Origin of the sequence: Gardnerella sp. KA01000 (genome assembly GCF_049244035.1) — a bacterium.
Lineage (GTDB): Bacteria > Actinomycetota > Actinomycetes > Actinomycetales > Bifidobacteriaceae > Bifidobacterium > Bifidobacterium leopoldii.
Genome location: NZ_CP058367.1, coordinates 512,317 through 527,996 on the forward strand (window position 1 = coordinate 512,317; position 15,680 = coordinate 527,996).

Annotated in this window: 12 protein-coding genes; all 12 read left to right on the forward strand. The window is 45.4% G+C overall.

Features of this window, described 5'->3' with window-relative positions:
* Positions 1-60 precede the first annotated feature (60 nt).
* The 12 genes from leuS to metF all read left to right on the forward strand — a co-directional run bounded on the left by leuS (position 61) and on the right by metF (position 15,598).
* Complete coding sequence (gene leuS / locus HXT58_RS01855) at positions 61-3,045, forward strand: leucine--tRNA ligase (protein ID WP_415706042.1); 2,985 nt, start codon at positions 61-63, stop codon at positions 3,043-3,045.
* A gap of 650 nt (positions 3,046-3,695) precedes the next feature.
* A complete protein-coding gene (locus tag HXT58_RS01860) occupies positions 3,696-4,499 on the forward strand; it encodes a ComEA family DNA-binding protein (protein ID WP_415706044.1) in 804 nt (267 codons plus the stop codon).
* A gap of 7 nt (positions 4,500-4,506) precedes the next feature.
* Positions 4,507-6,198: a ComEC/Rec2 family competence protein gene (locus HXT58_RS01865; protein ID WP_415706045.1), complete on the forward strand. Its 1,692-nt coding sequence runs from the start codon at positions 4,507-4,509 to the stop codon at positions 6,196-6,198.
* A gap of 66 nt (positions 6,199-6,264) precedes the next feature.
* Positions 6,265-7,272: a DNA polymerase III subunit delta gene (holA, locus tag HXT58_RS01870; RefSeq protein WP_112928706.1), complete on the forward strand. Its 1,008-nt coding sequence runs from the start codon at positions 6,265-6,267 to the stop codon at positions 7,270-7,272.
* Positions 7,273-7,369: 97 nt separating this feature from the next.
* On the forward strand, positions 7,370-7,942 hold the full coding sequence (gene tsaE / locus HXT58_RS01875; RefSeq protein ID WP_415706048.1) for a tRNA (adenosine(37)-N6)-threonylcarbamoyltransferase complex ATPase subunit type 1 TsaE: 573 nt from the start codon (positions 7,370-7,372) through the stop codon (positions 7,940-7,942).
* 89 nt (positions 7,943-8,031) lie between these two features.
* Positions 8,032-8,859 carry a tRNA (adenosine(37)-N6)-threonylcarbamoyltransferase complex dimerization subunit type 1 TsaB gene (gene tsaB, locus HXT58_RS01880; RefSeq protein ID WP_415706050.1) on the forward strand — a complete coding sequence of 276 codons (828 nt, stop codon included), beginning with the start codon at positions 8,032-8,034 and terminating at the stop codon, positions 8,857-8,859.
* Between the two features lie 25 nt (positions 8,860-8,884).
* The gene (gene rimI, locus HXT58_RS01885; RefSeq protein WP_415706052.1) at positions 8,885-9,415 is read left to right on the forward strand and encodes a ribosomal protein S18-alanine N-acetyltransferase; all 531 of its coding nucleotides are present in this window, start codon (positions 8,885-8,887) and stop codon (positions 9,413-9,415) included.
* A 21-nt stretch (positions 9,416-9,436) separates the two neighbouring features.
* A complete protein-coding gene (tsaD, locus tag HXT58_RS01890) occupies positions 9,437-10,480 on the forward strand; it encodes a tRNA (adenosine(37)-N6)-threonylcarbamoyltransferase complex transferase subunit TsaD (RefSeq protein WP_004106430.1) in 1,044 nt (347 codons plus the stop codon).
* 44 nt (positions 10,481-10,524) lie between these two features.
* Positions 10,525-11,676: a tRNA (adenine-N1)-methyltransferase gene (locus HXT58_RS01895; RefSeq protein ID WP_101886072.1), complete on the forward strand. Its 1,152-nt coding sequence runs from the start codon at positions 10,525-10,527 to the stop codon at positions 11,674-11,676.
* Between the two features lie 9 nt (positions 11,677-11,685).
* Positions 11,686-12,243, forward strand: a complete 558-nt coding sequence (locus HXT58_RS01900) for a SixA phosphatase family protein (protein ID WP_004119025.1) — start codon at positions 11,686-11,688, stop codon at positions 12,241-12,243.
* Between the two features lie 118 nt (positions 12,244-12,361).
* On the forward strand, positions 12,362-14,740 hold the full coding sequence (gene metE / locus HXT58_RS01905) for a 5-methyltetrahydropteroyltriglutamate--homocysteine S-methyltransferase (protein WP_421775648.1): 2,379 nt from the start codon (positions 12,362-12,364) through the stop codon (positions 14,738-14,740).
* A 3-nt stretch (positions 14,741-14,743) separates the two neighbouring features.
* Positions 14,744-15,598: a methylenetetrahydrofolate reductase [NAD(P)H] gene (gene metF / locus HXT58_RS01910; protein WP_421775649.1), complete on the forward strand. Its 855-nt coding sequence runs from the start codon at positions 14,744-14,746 to the stop codon at positions 15,596-15,598.
* Positions 15,599-15,680: the final 82 nt, after the last annotated feature.

Genomic DNA, 15,680 nt, shown 5'->3' on the forward strand with positions numbered 1-15,680 from the left:
TCAACAAAACTTGTAAAAAGTGTTGCGTAATGACGATATTAGACGCTATAGTCCTAGGGTATGAACGACAACGATCAACAGTATGCAACAGCTGACAACAAAGCTACTATTGCTGAGCCAGCTTTTCGTTACAACGCGCAGCTCGCACAAGATATTGAGCAGCGCTGGCAAAAAACCTGGGATGAACAAGGCACGTTCTGGGCTGCTAATGTTAAAGGCGATTTGAAGGATGGCGAAGGCAAGCTTGCGGACGGTCGTCCTTCTTTCTTTGCAATGGACATGTTCCCGTATCCTTCCGGCAAAGGCTTACACGTTGGACATCCTCTTGGATATTTGGCAACGGATGTTGTAAGCCGTTACCATCGCATGAAGGGTGAGAATGTTCTTCATGCAATGGGTTACGACGCTTTTGGTTTGCCAGCAGAACAGTATGCTGTTCAAACTGGTCAGCATCCGCGCATCACCACTGAGGCAAATATTGCTAATATGCGCAGGCAGTTGCATCGTATGGGCTTGAGTTTTGACGATCGTAGGTCTTTTGCAACGATTGACACAAATTATGTGCGTTGGACGCAATGGATTTTCTCGAAGCTTTATGACGCTTGGTATGACACTGATTTTGTGCGCAAAGACGGCGGAAAGGGTTCTGCTCGTCCGATTGCTGAACTCGTTGATGAGTTTAAGAGCGGCAAGCGCGAAATTCCTGGTTTTGTAGGCAAAAAGTGGGAAGAGCTTAATAAAGTAGAGCAAGCGGATGTATTAAACAATTTCCGCATTGCTTATATTTCTAAATCTCCTGTAAATTGGTGCCCAGGCTTGGGAACTGTGCTTGCAAACGAGGAAGTTACTGCAGAAGGTAAGTCTGAACGCGGAAACTTCCCAGTATTCCAGCGCAACCTTCGCCAGTGGTCCATGCGAATTACCGCTTATGGACACCGCTTGGTGGAAGATTTGAACACTATTGATTGGCCAGAAAAAGTTAAGCTTATGCAGCGAAACTGGATCGGCGAATCTCACGGTGCATCTGTGCACTTTGAGGTGCCATGTGCAGACGGCGAAGCGCGCGATTTGGAAGTGTACACTACTCGTCCAGACACGCTTTTTGGTACAACGTTTGCGGTTGTTTCCGTAGATCACCCAATTCTTGAGCATGTTCCAGAAGCTTGGGGTGCGGACGTTCCAGAAAGCTGGAAGGGCGGTTACGCAAGTCTTAAAGAAGGCTTGGCAGAGTATCAAGCTCAAGCTCGCGCGAAGACTGCTAAAGATCGCACGGAAGATGCAGGAGCAAAAACCGGCTTGTTTACTGGTCTTTACGCAATTAATCCTGTAACTGGAGCAAAACTTCCGCTGTTTGCTGCTGACTACGTGCTTATGGGTTACGGTACAGGCGCAATTATGGCGGTTCCTGGCGGCGACCAGCGCGATTATGATTTCGCAAAAGCATTCGGTTTGCCAGTAATTTACACTGTTGAGCCTTTGCCTGATTCCGAAGAAAAGTTGGCAGATTACGAAGGTAAAGCTCCGTTTGTTTCTCACGACGGAATTGTTATTAATTCAGCAGTAGAACATACGCACAAGCTTGGTGACGCTTTGTCTATTAACGGTTTGCGCGTAGACGAAGCTATTAAAAAGGTGACTACTTGGCTTGAAGCTGCAGGCGTAGGAAAAGGTAGGGTTTCTTACCGACTTCGCGACTGGCTGTTCTCTCGCCAGCGCTACTGGGGTGAGCCATTCCCAATCGTTTATGACGAAGATGGTGTTGCTCACTTAGTGCCAGATAGCGAGCTTCCAATTGCATTGCCGGACGTTCCTGACTATCAGCCAAAAACTTACGCTCCAGACGATGCAAATTCGGAGCCTGAAGCACCTTTGAGCCGAAACGAAGATTGGGTAAAAGTTCAGCTCGACCTTGGCGATGGCGTAAAAACCTACTATCGTGACACCAACACTATGCCGAACTGGGCTGGTTCTTGCTGGTATTACATGCGCTACTTGGATCCAAACGATGCTGAGCATATGGTTGACAGCGATGAATACGACTACTGGATGGGCACAAACCGTCCAGGCAAAGAGCATGTTTCTGGCGGCGTTGACCTTTATGTTGGTGGTGTAGAGCACGCAGTTTTGCACTTGCTTTACTCGCGCTTCTGGCATAAGGCGCTTTACGACTTGGGTTACGTGGATTCTGCTGAACCATTCCACCGCTTGTTTAACCAGGGTATGATTCAGGCTTACGCTTATACGGATGAGCGCGGACAGTACGTTCCTGCTGACGAGGTTGAAGAAGGTGCTTCAAACAGCGCTGGTGAGCCAACCTTTACATGGCATGGCGAGAGCGTGAACCGCGAGTTCGGCAAAATGGGCAAGAGCTTAAAGAATATTGTGACTCCAGACTACATGTACGAGAACTACGGTGCAGATACGTTCCGCTTGTACGAAATGAGCATGGGTCCGCTTTCTGAATCTCGCCCGTGGAATACGCGTAACGTTGTTGGTGGCATGCGATTCTTGCAGCGCTTGTGGCGTAACGTTGTGAACGAAGAAACCGGAGCTTGCGTGGTAACCGACGACGCACTCGACGAGAAGACGTTGAAGGTTCTTAACAACACAATTGCAGAAGTGACTGTGGAAATGGAAGCAATGCGTCCAAATACTGCAATTGCTAAGCTGATTGTGCTTAACAACCACTTGACTTCGCTTCCTCACGTGCCGCGAGCAGCTGTCGAGCCGCTGGTTCTTATGCTGGCTCCAATTGCGCCGCATATTTGCGAAGAAATGTGGAGCAAGCTTGGACACGCAAAGTCGATTGCTCACGCAGATTGGCCTGTTGCGGATTCTCGCTACGTTGGTGAGGATACTGTTACTGCCGTTGTGCAAATAAAGGGCAAGGTTCGAGCAAAGCTTGAAGTTGACCCAAATATTGACGCTTCTGAGCTTGAAAAGCTCGCGCTAGAAGCTGTAGCTGATCGCTTGGGCGGTAAGGCTCCGCGCAAGGTGATTGTGAAGGCTCCTAAGATTGTGTCTATTGTGCCTGACGAGAGCTGAGTCGAAGCTAAAATCTGCTTAATTAATGCTGTATTGCGCGATTTTTCGTGCTTTACAGCATTTTTTGTTATTCTTGGGTTTCGTCTATGAGTTTTGTAACTGATTTAGTTTTTTGGTTTTGACGAGGCTAGAAAATTTGTGTTTGCGCAAATACTTGCTTTATGTGGCGCGAGTTTTGGGGGATTTCTCTCCTCGCACGTCCCGTCCTTCAGTCGCTTTGGCTGTTAAAGGCGTTTATTGTGTTTGCCTTTCTTTAAAGAATGTTGCTCCATCAGTCCTCTTTTAGTGCTCGTAGAGAAATCCCCCAAACTCTGCGTGATAATCGTTAATAACCGTGCTCATCGCAGAGATTTTTCGATTTTTCTTCTTCGCTTGGCGAATCAGCAGCCTGCGGCTCTGACGTTCGCCTCGCTCAGTGCGAAAAATCTCAAATCTCACCACGTTGGTATTCGTACACTAAAGTCGCTTAATTAAGCTGCGGGGTAGTTTGTGGGTGAGTGTGTTTGGTGTGGTGTCAGCAGAGCTTTAATTTTAGTGTTCTTTGAACAGTAGAGAATGTTAAAGGTTTTAACCACAGGCGCATATTTTTGTTGCGAAGTGTTATAAGTTGCCCAATAGTTAAGTTAAGAACTTTAAGAGTTGGGGGATTTATGGAAGACTTTGAGCAGAATTTTGGGCAGAATCATGAGCATAATTTTAGGCTTAATAAGCCTGCGTCTGATTTGCCTAGGAGACGAATTGCAACGTCTTTAGAAGAATTTTCTAACAGCAATGTTGATAAAAATTTTAGTGACGACTATTGCGAAAAAGCTTGTAATTCTTTTGATGAAGAAATTATAAGTAGAAAAACTCATCCTAGATTTCACATGAAGCCTGTACATACGCTTGCTTTAATGCTGATACTAGTTGCGGCTCTTTGTGCAAGCTTGACAATGCTTATTTCTCAATCCTTAACATATCAACGAGTTCAGAACGAAAAAGCAGGCGCGTTTGCAATAGAAAACGACGATACTAGTCGCGAAAAGCATTCTTTTAGCGATTTAAAAGGTAACAATAAAAATGATGATGAAGAAAAAAGTGTAAGTAATGAACTCGACGAAAACAGCGGAGGTGACGGAAGTAAAGGCAACAGAGGAAGTAAAGGTGATAGTAACGACAAAAGCGACGTGAGCAACAAAAGCGACAGAAGTAATAAAAGTGACAGAAGTAATAAAAGTGACAGAAGCGACAAAAATACTGCTTCTAATCAAAGTAGCACTGGCAGAATCAATATAAACACGGCAACGCTTGATCAACTAGAAACCTTAAAAGGAATCGGTCCCAAAACTGCTGCGCGCATTATCGCTCAGCGTAAAAGAGTTGGTTATTTTCGCAGTTTAGAAGATTTGATGCAAATTAAAGGAATTGGGCCTAAAACCTTGAATAAATTCCGTGGGAATGTTGACGTCAAATAGGTGAATTATGCGAGAAAACGTAGAAAAAGTAGAAAACGTTTCTGGAAGTCGTGACTTTCGTATGATTCCTGTTGCTGCAGCGTGCTGGGCTGGGTGCTTAATTGGAAAATTCTTATGCGATTTTACTATAATTTATTGCATTTCAATAGTTTTATTCAATGCAACTATAGTTTCGATTTTTATATTTTGCAAAAAATTTAAGTTTTTTATATGGCGTAGAACAGTTTTAGTGATAATAAACGCTTTTGTAGCTGCGTTCATGCTTTCGTACATAACTCAATATGTGATATCTGGTGACGTTATTATGCGAGAAATACGCGGCAATAATCCTACTAAAGCACTGTATTCTCGAGGAAATAATGCCGGGTGCGCACATTTTGCAGAATTTACAGTAGTTACTCCTGTGCGCTCGTCTAGAAGTTTTAAAGGAGATTGCCAAGCTAATGTTCAAGTGCATAAGTTTGATGCGCAAAAAAGTTACGTTCAAGCGCGACTGTATGCGTATTCGCCAATATGCAAGCAACTTAGCTATGGTTCTAGCCTAAGCGTTCCTGTTAGCGTGAAAGCTTCGAGATTTGATAGTAGTAAGCCTGAATTGCATGTAGAAAAAACTCAACGAAATTTGCATGTTGTACAAGACTCAGACTTTTGGCACAAAGCCGTTAGTAATTTGTGGAAATCGTTTTATGACGTAACAAATAAGCTCGATATGCAAGGCAGAATGTTGGTTCCTGGAGTAACTGTTGGCATGCTTGGGCAAGAATATGTGCCAGTAGAGGATGCAAGTTCACTTGAGCCTGTCGACGAAACTTATGCGAATATGACACGTCAACATTTTCAACATGCTGGAATCATGCACGTTATGGCAGTTTCAGGCGGACACTTTTTGCTACTTAGTATGATTATTCGCAAGTTTTGCGCACGATTACTGTTGGCTCGTTGGGCTACATCTTTAATACAAATTACGTTGCAAATTGCTTTGGCTGCGATAGTTTACCCTTCTGCATCTGTGCTTCGAGCGTTAATTATGGGAATAATATCCGCTGTTGCGTGGTGTTGCAAACGTCCATACCAGTCAGTTAGTGCTTTAAGTTGGACTGTTATTGGAGTGTTACTAGTAAACCCTTCGTATGCTTGGGATTATGCTTTTGCTCTTTCTTCTGCAGCAACTTTGGGAATTGTTGTTATGGGAGTGCCGATTTCTAAAACGCTTGCAAAATATATGCCATCTTGTGTTGCTTCTGCGCTAGCTATAACGCTTTCTGCACAATTTTGGACTATGCCAGTGCAAATTCTTATGCAACCGGAAGTGTCATTTATGTCTGTGCCAGCTAATCTAATAGTTGCGCCTCTTATGGATTGGGCAACAGTGTGCGGCTTAATTTCACTAGTTTGTGCGAGCTTTAACGGTGGATTATCGCTTATTTTTGCGAGAGCTTCATCAATTGGAACAAGCTTTATGCAAAAGTGCGCGTGTTGGTGCGATGAAGTATCTTTTGGCGTGTTTCCATGGATAAAAGGTGCTGCAGGAGCGTGGGCAATGTTGTGTGCAGAATTTGTGATATTGGCTTTGTTTATGCTAGCTTTGCGCGCTTTTCGCAATAAGTATTATGCTCAAAGAGCTAGCATAATTGGTCAACTGTGGTCTGCTTCGGCAAAGCGAACATTACGAGAAGCAGAGAAAATTTTCGAAGAGTAGCAAACACGCACGCATATTCGAATGCAATATTATGATGGTTAAGAGTTGGTTGGTTTAAGGAGCATTATGGCAGCAAATAATAAGCGCGCGCAACGCGTTATGCCAGTTACGCTGGTAGTTGGAGGTGACGCTTACTTAAACGAGCTAAATGCTCGAAATGTGCGTGAAAAAGTTCAAAAAAGTGCTCCGGATGCTGAAATTATTGAACTTGATGCGTCAACTGCGGATCAGTACGCATTTGACGAAGCTGTAGGTCCTTCGCTTTTCGGTGACGGAACGATTGTAATAATAAATAATTTGCAACAAGCAGACGAGTCTTTAGTGGACGCAATCGAAAATTTCTGCAAACAAGCGCAAAATAGTGAAAATAGCGAAAATAATTTTGTAGACTCTTCTGCAACTTGGGTTATTGCGCGTCACGAAGGTGGGCTTAAAGGAAAGTCTATTATTACGCGCCTTACGAAAGCTGGCGCAAACACAATTACAGTGCCGGATCTTAAAAAAGACGATGCCAAGCTCAACTTCGTTATGAGCATATTTGAGCGTCACAATCGAAGCGTTGAGCCTCAAGCAGCACAACGTCTTGTGTCAGTTTTGGGAAGTAAAACAGGGGAGCTTGCAGCATTATGCTCGCAATTATGCTTCGACTATGACGATAATCCAATAACGCTTGATATTGTCGACCGATACTTGATTGCAGATCCGCAAGTTACCGGCTTTTTTGTTGCAGATAAAGCTGTTGCAGGTCATGCAGGTTCTGCTGTGCTTGCAGCAAGAACTGCAATTGCTCAAGGAGTTGACGCCATAGCATTAATAGGTGCTTTGGCTGCAAAAGTACGCGTAATTGCGCTCGCAATGGCAATTCGCAACGGCACGATTTCTAGTGCTGAAGCGAAAGTAAACCCGTGGGCTCTTAAAATGGCAATGCGTCAGCTTGCTGGATGGAATAGTGCAGGTGTTTCTAAATGTTTGCAATCTTTAGCTTGGGCGGATGAGCAGTGCAAAGGCGGATCTAGTGATGCGAATTATGCGCTTGAAAAATGTATTATGCTCATTGCGTCTCGAGGAAATTAGAAAGCGTAAATTAAGAATCGTAATTAAGAATCGTAAATAAGAATCGTAAATAAGAAACGTAAATTAAGAACTGCAAATTAGAAAGATTGTGTTAAGTATGAAAGAAGAAACGGTGTCAGAACAGCAAAAAGTGTGTACTGTGCCTACAGTTACTGATATGCGCGAGCTTGGTAAAGCTGTGGCAAAACTAGTTAAAGAAGGCGACGTTTTGCTGCTTTCTGGTCCTCTTGGGGCTGGTAAAACAACGTTCGCTCAAGGTTTTGGTGCGGGGCTTTCAATTAGTGAGCCGATTGTGTCTCCAACTTTTACGATTGCGCGCGAATTGCATGGCACTTTTGCGGATGGTAAGCCGGCGACACTAATTCACGTTGATGCTTACCGTTTGGGTGGCGAAGATTTTGCTCCGGGGCAAGATACTGTTTCGCGTTTGCTTGACGAGCTTGAATCTTTGGGGCTTGACGAAGCTTTGGAAGAGCCAGGAGACGGCACTGTTGTGCTTATGGAGTGGGGTGAGCAAATGGCAGGAGTGCTTGCTGCTGAGCGCTTAGAAGTTCATATTGCAAGACCTATTGACTCTTCGCAAGTAGACGATTTTACTAGCGATGGCGAGCGAATCGTAACTTTGAAAGCTGTTGGCAAGGATTGGCTTAATCGACTTGCAAAATTGTAATTAGAAATACGCGAGTAAATATCGCAACAAATAAATCAAGTTGTGCTAAGCGAGTAAGCTAGTCTGGTACGTGACTTCGAGGAATGAACATGAGTAATACGCTGATTATTGACACATCATTTGGCTCTACTGTTGGAATTGTGGGCCATGAGCCGATTGTTGAAACCGACTCTCGCACTCACGTGGAGCGTTTACAAGTAAATATTGCAAAAGTTGTGGAGGACGCTGGGCTTAAGTCTTCCGATATTAAATGCGTGGTTGTGGGAGTAGGTCCTGCTCCTTTTACAGGACTTCGCGCAGGATTAGTTGCAGCAAAAGCGATTGCGTTTGCAAATAATGCTGAAATTTTGGGGTGTGATAGTCTACTTCCTCAAAGTTTGATGATGCGTTCCGGCGCGTTCGAAGAAGCTCGCAAAAATGGCGTTATTTGCAAGGATTTGCTACTAAATATTCCGAATTCTGTGGATTCTTGCGACTCTAATATTCGTCACTACGTGCTTTCACTAAATGATGCGCGTCGTCGCCAAGTGTACATGTCCTTATACGACAACGAAGGAAATGCACTGATAAATATGGATATTGACTATCCGCAAAATGTTGTTGCTCGTGTGAATGAGTATTTAGCAAGCAAAACTAACGAAAATTATTGCGTGGATGTGCTCGGACACGGTGCTAAAAAATACGTTGAAGATTGGCGAAATATTGCCAATATTGGCGTTATTGCAGAAGTTTCTGCGCTTGACTTAGGCGTGCAAGGCTTGCAAATTTTCGAGCAGTGCGCTGAGAATTGCGTCGATAAAGATGAGCGCGTAAAAGCTGTTGAACCGCTTTATTTGCGCCGTCCGGACGTGTCTGTGCCAAATCCGCTTAAGCATGTGCTTGGCTCTGGCGAAGTGAATAAGGCAAAAGAAAAATAGAAGCGTTTTAACGATTTGAGTAATTATGATTGTTGATATAACGCGTTCTAAATTTCCAGCAGTAGTTGAAGATTGCAATATAGTGCCGAAATGCGATTTTACGTGCGATGAGTTAGCGCAAAAAATAGCTCCTATTGAAGCCGATTTGTTTGGCAAAGGCTCATGGAATGAGAGCATGATTTCGCAAGAATTACAAGCTCCTATGCGCGCGTATTACGCTCAAATCGACGAAAATACGCATACGTTATGCGGGTATGCCGGCTACTGGTTTGACGGCGATGACGCGCAAATAATGACAATTGGCGTTGCAAAACAATATCAAAGAAAAGGCCTAGCGTCGGAACTTTTATCAACTATGATCAAAACCGCAGAAAAAATTGGTGCTAAACGCATGTTGCTAGAAGTTCGAGTTGACAATGTTCCTGCGCTCGCGTTGTATGAACGTTTTGGTTTTAAGAAAATGGGTTTGCGAAAACGTTACTATCAGCCGGAAGGCGTGGATGCGTACACAATGTGTGCTGATCTAACCGCAAAAAATAACGGAACTGAGGAATAACGAGGAATAAAGAGGAATAAAATGAGCGAAGCAATCGTATTGGGAATTGAATCAACTTGTGACGAAACTGCCGCAGCTATTGTGCGCGGACGCACTCTGGTGTCGAATGTGGTGGCATCTTCAATGCAAGAGCATGCGCGCTACGGTGGCGTAATTCCAGAAATTGCTTCTCGTGCGCACGCTGAAGCTTTCGTGCCGGTTGTTTCTAAAGCATTGGCAGACGCAAACATGGATTTAAGCGATGTTGACGCGATTGCAGTAAGCGCAGGTCCTGGTCTTGCTGGCTGCTTAGCTGTGGGAGTTTCGGGAGCTAAAGCACTAGCTTGGGCTGCAAATAAGCCGATTTATGGTATTAATCACGTAATTGGGCATATTGCAGTAACACAATTGCAATTCGGCGACGTGCCGGAAGATGTGCTGGCTTTAATTGTTTCCGGCGGTCACACTTCGCTTCTTCACGTGAACGATATTGCTAGAAGTATTGACGTTGTTGGCACAACTTTGGACGATGCTGCAGGCGAGTGCTTTGACAAAGTTGCGCGTTTGCTTGGGTTCCCATACCCGGGTGGCCCTCATATTGATAGGCATGGAAGGCTTGGCAATCCGGATACTTTGAAAGTGCCGCAAGGTTTGACGCAAGGTCGTTCCGGCAAAGAGCATCCGTACGATTTCAGCTTCTCGGGCGTAAAAACTGCTGTTGCGCGCTGGGTTGAAGCGCGTGAGGCTCAAGGGCTTGAAATTCCAGTTGACGACGTGTGTGCTTCTTTGGCTAATTCTGTGGCGGAAGTGCTTTCACGCAAAGCTATGATGGGCTGCGAGCAGTACGGTTCTAAAACGTTGATGATTGGCGGCGGATTCTCTGCTAATTCGCAGCTTCGTGAGCATTTGCTGGCTTGCGGCAAGGAGCATGGAATTGAAGTGCGTTTGCCAGAGCTTAAGCTTTGCACGGATAACGGTGCGATGGTTGCAATGCTTGGCGTAAATTTGGTAGAAGCAGGGGTTCGTCCTTCTGCTCCCGATTTTGCAATCGATTCTGCAATGCCTCTTACCACTGTGAGCTTATAATAAGTAGCAATAATAAAAGTCGCTTTAAAGTTGCGAGGTGTTTTGTGCAGTCAGTTAATTCGCGTAGTGGTGTGTTACGAGTAGGTGAGAAGATTCAATTCACCGATCGTAAAGGTAAGCGAATTACTGCACAGCTTGTTGTGGGTGGGGTTACACAAACTGAGCACGGTCTTATTTGTCACGACGACGTGATTGGCCAAAGCGAAGGCGTTGTAATTACTACTGTTAGTGCAAAGCGCGAATCTCAGCAAAATAGCGAAAATCAAGAATCTAAAGACCTTTCAAAATCTGGCAATAAGCCTTGGAAAGCAGCTCGCGCTATTGGCGGCTGGGATTATGTAGTTATGCGACCGCGCATGGTTGACTACGTGCTTTCTATGCCTAGAGGCGCGCAAATTATGTATCCGAAAGATATTGCGCAAGTAATCGCTTTAGGAGATATTCGTTCTGGAATGCGCGTTTTGGAGTCGGGCGCTGGCTCTGGTGCTATGAGTTTAAGTCTTTTGGACGCAGTTGGGGAGTGTGGAAAGCTTACTACGATTGAGCTTCGCCCGGATTTTGCGCGCATTGCCGAGTCTAACGCAACTTTGTACTACGGAAAGCGCCCAGAATGGTGGAATTTGCTTACTGGCGATTTTGATTCTGTTGCAAAAACCTTAGATGCGCACAGCGTGGATCGCATTATGCTAGACATGCTTGACCCTTGGAATCGCCTCGAGCAAGCTCATCGAGTTATTGTGCCTGGAGGCGTGCTTGTTGCGTACGTTACGACTACTACGCAAATGTCTCGCATGGCTGAAGCTTTGCGAGAAAGTGGCATGTGGACTGAGCCGGAGATTCAGGAAACATTGGAACGCACTTGGAAAGCTCAAGGTTTGGCGGTTCGTCCGGATCATGCGATGATTGGCCACACTGGATTTTTGATTGTTTCGCGCGCAATGGCTGAAGGTTTTAGCGCTTTGAAAAAGCGTGAGCACGGTACTAAAGATACTGTGAGCGATATTGACGATATGACAGCAGAAGAGCGCGCTGAACAGTTGGAAGACTTGTCTTTGCGTGATATTTCGGATCGTAAATTGCGTAAAGTTTTACGTGATTTAGACGTGCAGCTTGCGCAATTGCCGGAAGATTCGCAGTCGCAAGATTTGCAAGATTCGCAGTCTGCACAACAATCAGCGCTTAATCAAGCTAAGTAGGAGAGCATTATGGCATCACCAATGAAAAAGCTTATGAAGAAAGCACATCATAGTAAGTACGTTTTGTTGCTGATGCGTCATGCTAAAGCTGAGGCTCCTCAAATGGGTGACGACTGGGGTCGTGGTCTTACAGATAAGGGCTTGAAGCAGGCGAAAATTATGGCAAAAGGCTTGGAATCTTTGAAGCTTGTGCCGGATTATATTGTGTGTTCTAGTGCGAATCGCACTGAGCAAACTTTGAAACGCATGTTGAAGCGTTTTGGCGACTCTCCTGTGGTTGAGTCGCGCAAGAGTCTTTACGATGGCGGTATGCAATCTGTTATGGACGAGTTGCAAGCGATTCGAGGCGATGTTCATACGACGATGATTGTTGGGCATGAGCCGACGATGTCTATGGCTGCGCAGTGGCTTTCTTCGCCTGATTCGGATCCGGATGTGCTTGGGGCGATGCGTTTGGGGCTTGCTAATGCGTCTGTTGTGGTGCTTGTGTCTGATCGTCCATTCGCAACTTGCGGCTTGCGCGGTGCCACGGCCCTCGCAATCCTCACCCCCAAATCCTTTGCATAACCACACGAAATTAAGCATATAAATTAAGCTTATAACGACACCCCAAGTTCTTGAATGACCGCATTCAAGCATTTCTTTGCTAGGCTAAAGCGAGTCAAAGAAATTTTTTGGAGGATGTATGTCTGCGGTTTTTACTTCTGTTTCCGGTTTCCCACGTATTGGCGCTAATCGTGAGTTGAAGAAGATTATTGAACGTTACTGGAAGCAGGATGCTTCTTTGGATGAAGTGCGTGAAGTTGCTCAGTCTTTGCGAGCTAAGCATTGGCGTTTGCAAGCTGAAGCTGGGATTGATTTAATTCCAAGTAACGATTTTAGCTACTATGATCAAATGCTCGATACTGCTATTTTGCTGGGTGCTGTGCCTGAGCGTTATCGTAAATTGAATTTTGAGCATGCTGAGGATACGCTTTTTGCTATTGCGCGCGGCTATCAGGGTGAGCGCGGCGATGTGACGGCGTTGCCAATGAAGAAGTGGTTTACTACGAACTACCACTATATTGTTCCGGAAGTTGAGAATCCGGAAGGCTTGCATTTGGCTGGAACTAAGCCTTTTGACGAGTTTTTGGAGGCTCGCGCGCAGGGTTTGGAAACGAAGCCTGTGCTGATTGGCCCGTACACTTTTTTGAAGTTGGCTCGTACTCCTGAAGCGCAGGAGTTGAAAGTAACTGAGTCTGTGATTTCAGCTCTGGCTTTTGCTTATGCGAGTATTGTTAAGCGTTTTGGCGAACTTCACGCAACTTGGCTGCAATTTGATGAGCCTTATTTGGCGCTTGATAAAGAGGAAGGCGATTTGGAGCTTTTTGAAGCTTTGTATAAGCCTTTGCTTGAGGCTAGGGGCGCGGAAGTTAAGCTTCTTCTTAACACGTATTTTGGCAATATTGCTGACGCTTACGAAACTGTGAATAATCTTGGTTTTGACGGTGTTGGCGTTGATTTGGTGGAAGGCAAGGAAGAAAATCTTGCAGCCATTGAGCGTTATGGTGTGAACGAAAAAACTACGCTTTTTGCTGGCGTTGTGAATGGCCGTAATATTTGGCGTAACGATTATGCTGTGAGCCTTGGTTTGGTTGACGCTTTGCGTGAGAATGTTACGGATCGCGTGGCTGTTTCTACTGCTTGCTCGCTTCTTCACGTGCCTTTTAGCACTGCTGGTGAGGATGCTTTGGGTGCGGATGTTTTGCAATATTTTGCTTTTGCTGTTGAAAAGTTGCAAGAGATTCGCGATATTGCAAATCTTGCTGCAGAAAGTGACGAAAGCCGCAAGTCAAGTAACGTTTTGGCTAAAAATCAGGCTTTGTTCGACGGTTCGCGCGTGAAAGCAGATTCTGCTGTTGCTAATCGTCTTGCTAATCTTAAAGATTCTGATTTTGTGCGATTGCCGGAAAGGGCAGAACGTCAGCGTTTGCAAAAGGAAGCTCTTGGCTTACCGGATTTGTCAACGACTACTATTGGATCTTTCCCGCAAACTAAGGATATTCGTAACGCTAGAGCTGCTCTTCGTAAGGGCGAGATTTCGCGCGAAGCTTACGACGAGTTTATGCGCAATCGCATTGCCAAGTGCATTGAGCATCAGGAGCAAATTGGCTTGGATGTGCTTGTTCACGGCGAGTTTGAGCGCAACGACATGGTTGAATATTTTGGCCAGCATTTGCGCGGCTTTAAATTTACGAAAAACGCTTGGGTGCAGTCTTATGGTACTCGCTGCGTGAAGCCTCCAATCGTGTGGTCGGATGTTTCTCGCGAGTCTGCGATTACTGTGGCTTGGAGCGCTTATGCCCAAAGCTGCACGAAGCATATTGTTAAGGGCATGCTTACAGGACCTGTGACGATTCTTAACTGGTCTTGGCCTCGCGAGGATATTACTCACGAGCAGCAGACTCAGCAGTTGGCTCTTGCTATTCGCGATGAAGTGTTGGATTTGGAGCGTGCGGGTATTCGTGTGATTCAGATTGATGAGGCTGCTTTGCGCGAAAAGTTGCCACTTCGCCGCTCTGATTGGCATAAGAAGTATTTGGATTGGGCGATTGCTGCTTTCCGCCTTGTTCATTCTGCAGTTGCTGCGACTACGCAAATTCACACGCATATGTGCTATTCGGAGTTTAATGACATTATTCGCGACATTGATGCTATGGATGCGGATGTGATTTCTTTTGAGGCTTCTCGTGGCGACTTGGTTGTGCTTGACGCTATTCACGACGCGCATTTTGAGACTGAGGCTGGTCCTGGCGTTTACGACATTCATTCTCCGCGCGTTCCTGGTAAGGCGGAGCTTGTGGAGCGTATTCACGAGATTTTGCGTAAGATGCCTGCTCAAAAGCTTTGGATTAACCCGGATTGCGGTCTTAAAACTCGAGGCGACGCTGAAACTTGGCCAAGCTTGGAGAATCTTGTCGCTGCTGCTAAAGAGGTCCGTGCGGAGCTTTCTAATAATCAGCAAAGCAACAAGCAAAGCGGAAATCTAAGCGGCAATGTAAGCAACAATCTAAATAGGGGGTGAGCTATGCCGTATAAACCAAAGTTTTCGCTGGAAGTTTTTCCACCTAAGCGCACATCTCCTATTGGTACGATTTACGATACTTTGGATGGCTTGAAGGGTCTTGACCCGGATTTTATTTCGGTTACTTACGGCACTGGAAAGCTGCAGGATCGTACTGCTACTGCGCGTATTGCTCATACGATTCGCTCCGAATATGGCATTGACGCAGTTGCTCATTTAACAGCTCGCTACCTTGATTATGATGCTGTTGATGAAGCTTTGGAAATGTTTGATAATGCTGGCGTTTCCGGTGTTTTGGCTTTGCGTGGCGACGTGATTGCAGGCCAGGAGGCGGCAGGCGTTTTTGAGCATGCCAGCGATTTGGTTTCCTATATTCGTTCAAAGCGCCCGGATTTGCCGATTTTGGGCGCTTGCTACCCGGAGAAGCATCCGGAGGCGGAAAGTTTGCAAGCGGATATTGATAATTTGAAGCGCAAGGTTGATGCGGGTGTTACGCATTTAATTTCGCAACTTTTTTACGATAATGAGGATTTTTTGCGCTTCTGTGATTTAGCTCGTGCTGCCGGCGTTAACGTGCCGATTGAAGCTGGCGTGATGCCTGTTGCGAACGCTTCGCAAGTTAAGCGCATGACGAGCTTGTGTGCGTCTCGAATTACTTCGCAAGTTTCCGCAATGATGGATCGTTGGGGGAGTAATGCTGATTGCTTGCGTGATGCTGGCAGTATTTTTGCTTCCCAGCAGATTAACGATTTAATTGCAGAAGGCGTGGATGGCATTCACTTGTATACGATGAATCATCCGGGTATTGCTCGAAGGATTTGGGCGAATGTGAAGCCGCTTTTTACGAAAATTGGGTAGTTGGAAGTAAGAATCGCTGATTTTTCTGCAGTAACTTTTTGAGCATTATCTCGTGAGCGTGCATGTTAAGTGCGCTTACGAG

Excerpts from the sequence above, each read along its gene's own strand:
- leuS (WP_415706042.1), top strand. The coding sequence starts at position 61 with ATGAACGACAACGATCAACAGTATGCAACAGCTGACAACAAAGCTACT.
- HXT58_RS01860 (WP_415706044.1), top strand. The coding sequence starts at position 3,696 with ATGGAAGACTTTGAGCAGAATTTTGGGCAGAATCATGAGCATAATTTT.
- HXT58_RS01865 (WP_415706045.1), top strand. The coding sequence starts at position 4,507 with ATGCGAGAAAACGTAGAAAAAGTAGAAAACGTTTCTGGAAGTCGTGAC.
- holA (WP_112928706.1), top strand. The coding sequence starts at position 6,265 with ATGGCAGCAAATAATAAGCGCGCGCAACGCGTTATGCCAGTTACGCTG.
- tsaE (WP_415706048.1), top strand. The coding sequence starts at position 7,370 with ATGAAAGAAGAAACGGTGTCAGAACAGCAAAAAGTGTGTACTGTGCCT.
- tsaB (WP_415706050.1), top strand. The coding sequence starts at position 8,032 with ATGAGTAATACGCTGATTATTGACACATCATTTGGCTCTACTGTTGGA.
- rimI (WP_415706052.1), top strand. The coding sequence starts at position 8,885 with ATGATTGTTGATATAACGCGTTCTAAATTTCCAGCAGTAGTTGAAGAT.
- tsaD (WP_004106430.1), top strand. The coding sequence starts at position 9,437 with ATGAGCGAAGCAATCGTATTGGGAATTGAATCAACTTGTGACGAAACT.
- HXT58_RS01900 (WP_004119025.1), top strand. The coding sequence starts at position 11,686 with ATGGCATCACCAATGAAAAAGCTTATGAAGAAAGCACATCATAGTAAG.
- metE (WP_421775648.1), top strand. The coding sequence starts at position 12,362 with ATGTCTGCGGTTTTTACTTCTGTTTCCGGTTTCCCACGTATTGGCGCT.
- metF (WP_421775649.1), top strand. The coding sequence starts at position 14,744 with ATGCCGTATAAACCAAAGTTTTCGCTGGAAGTTTTTCCACCTAAGCGC.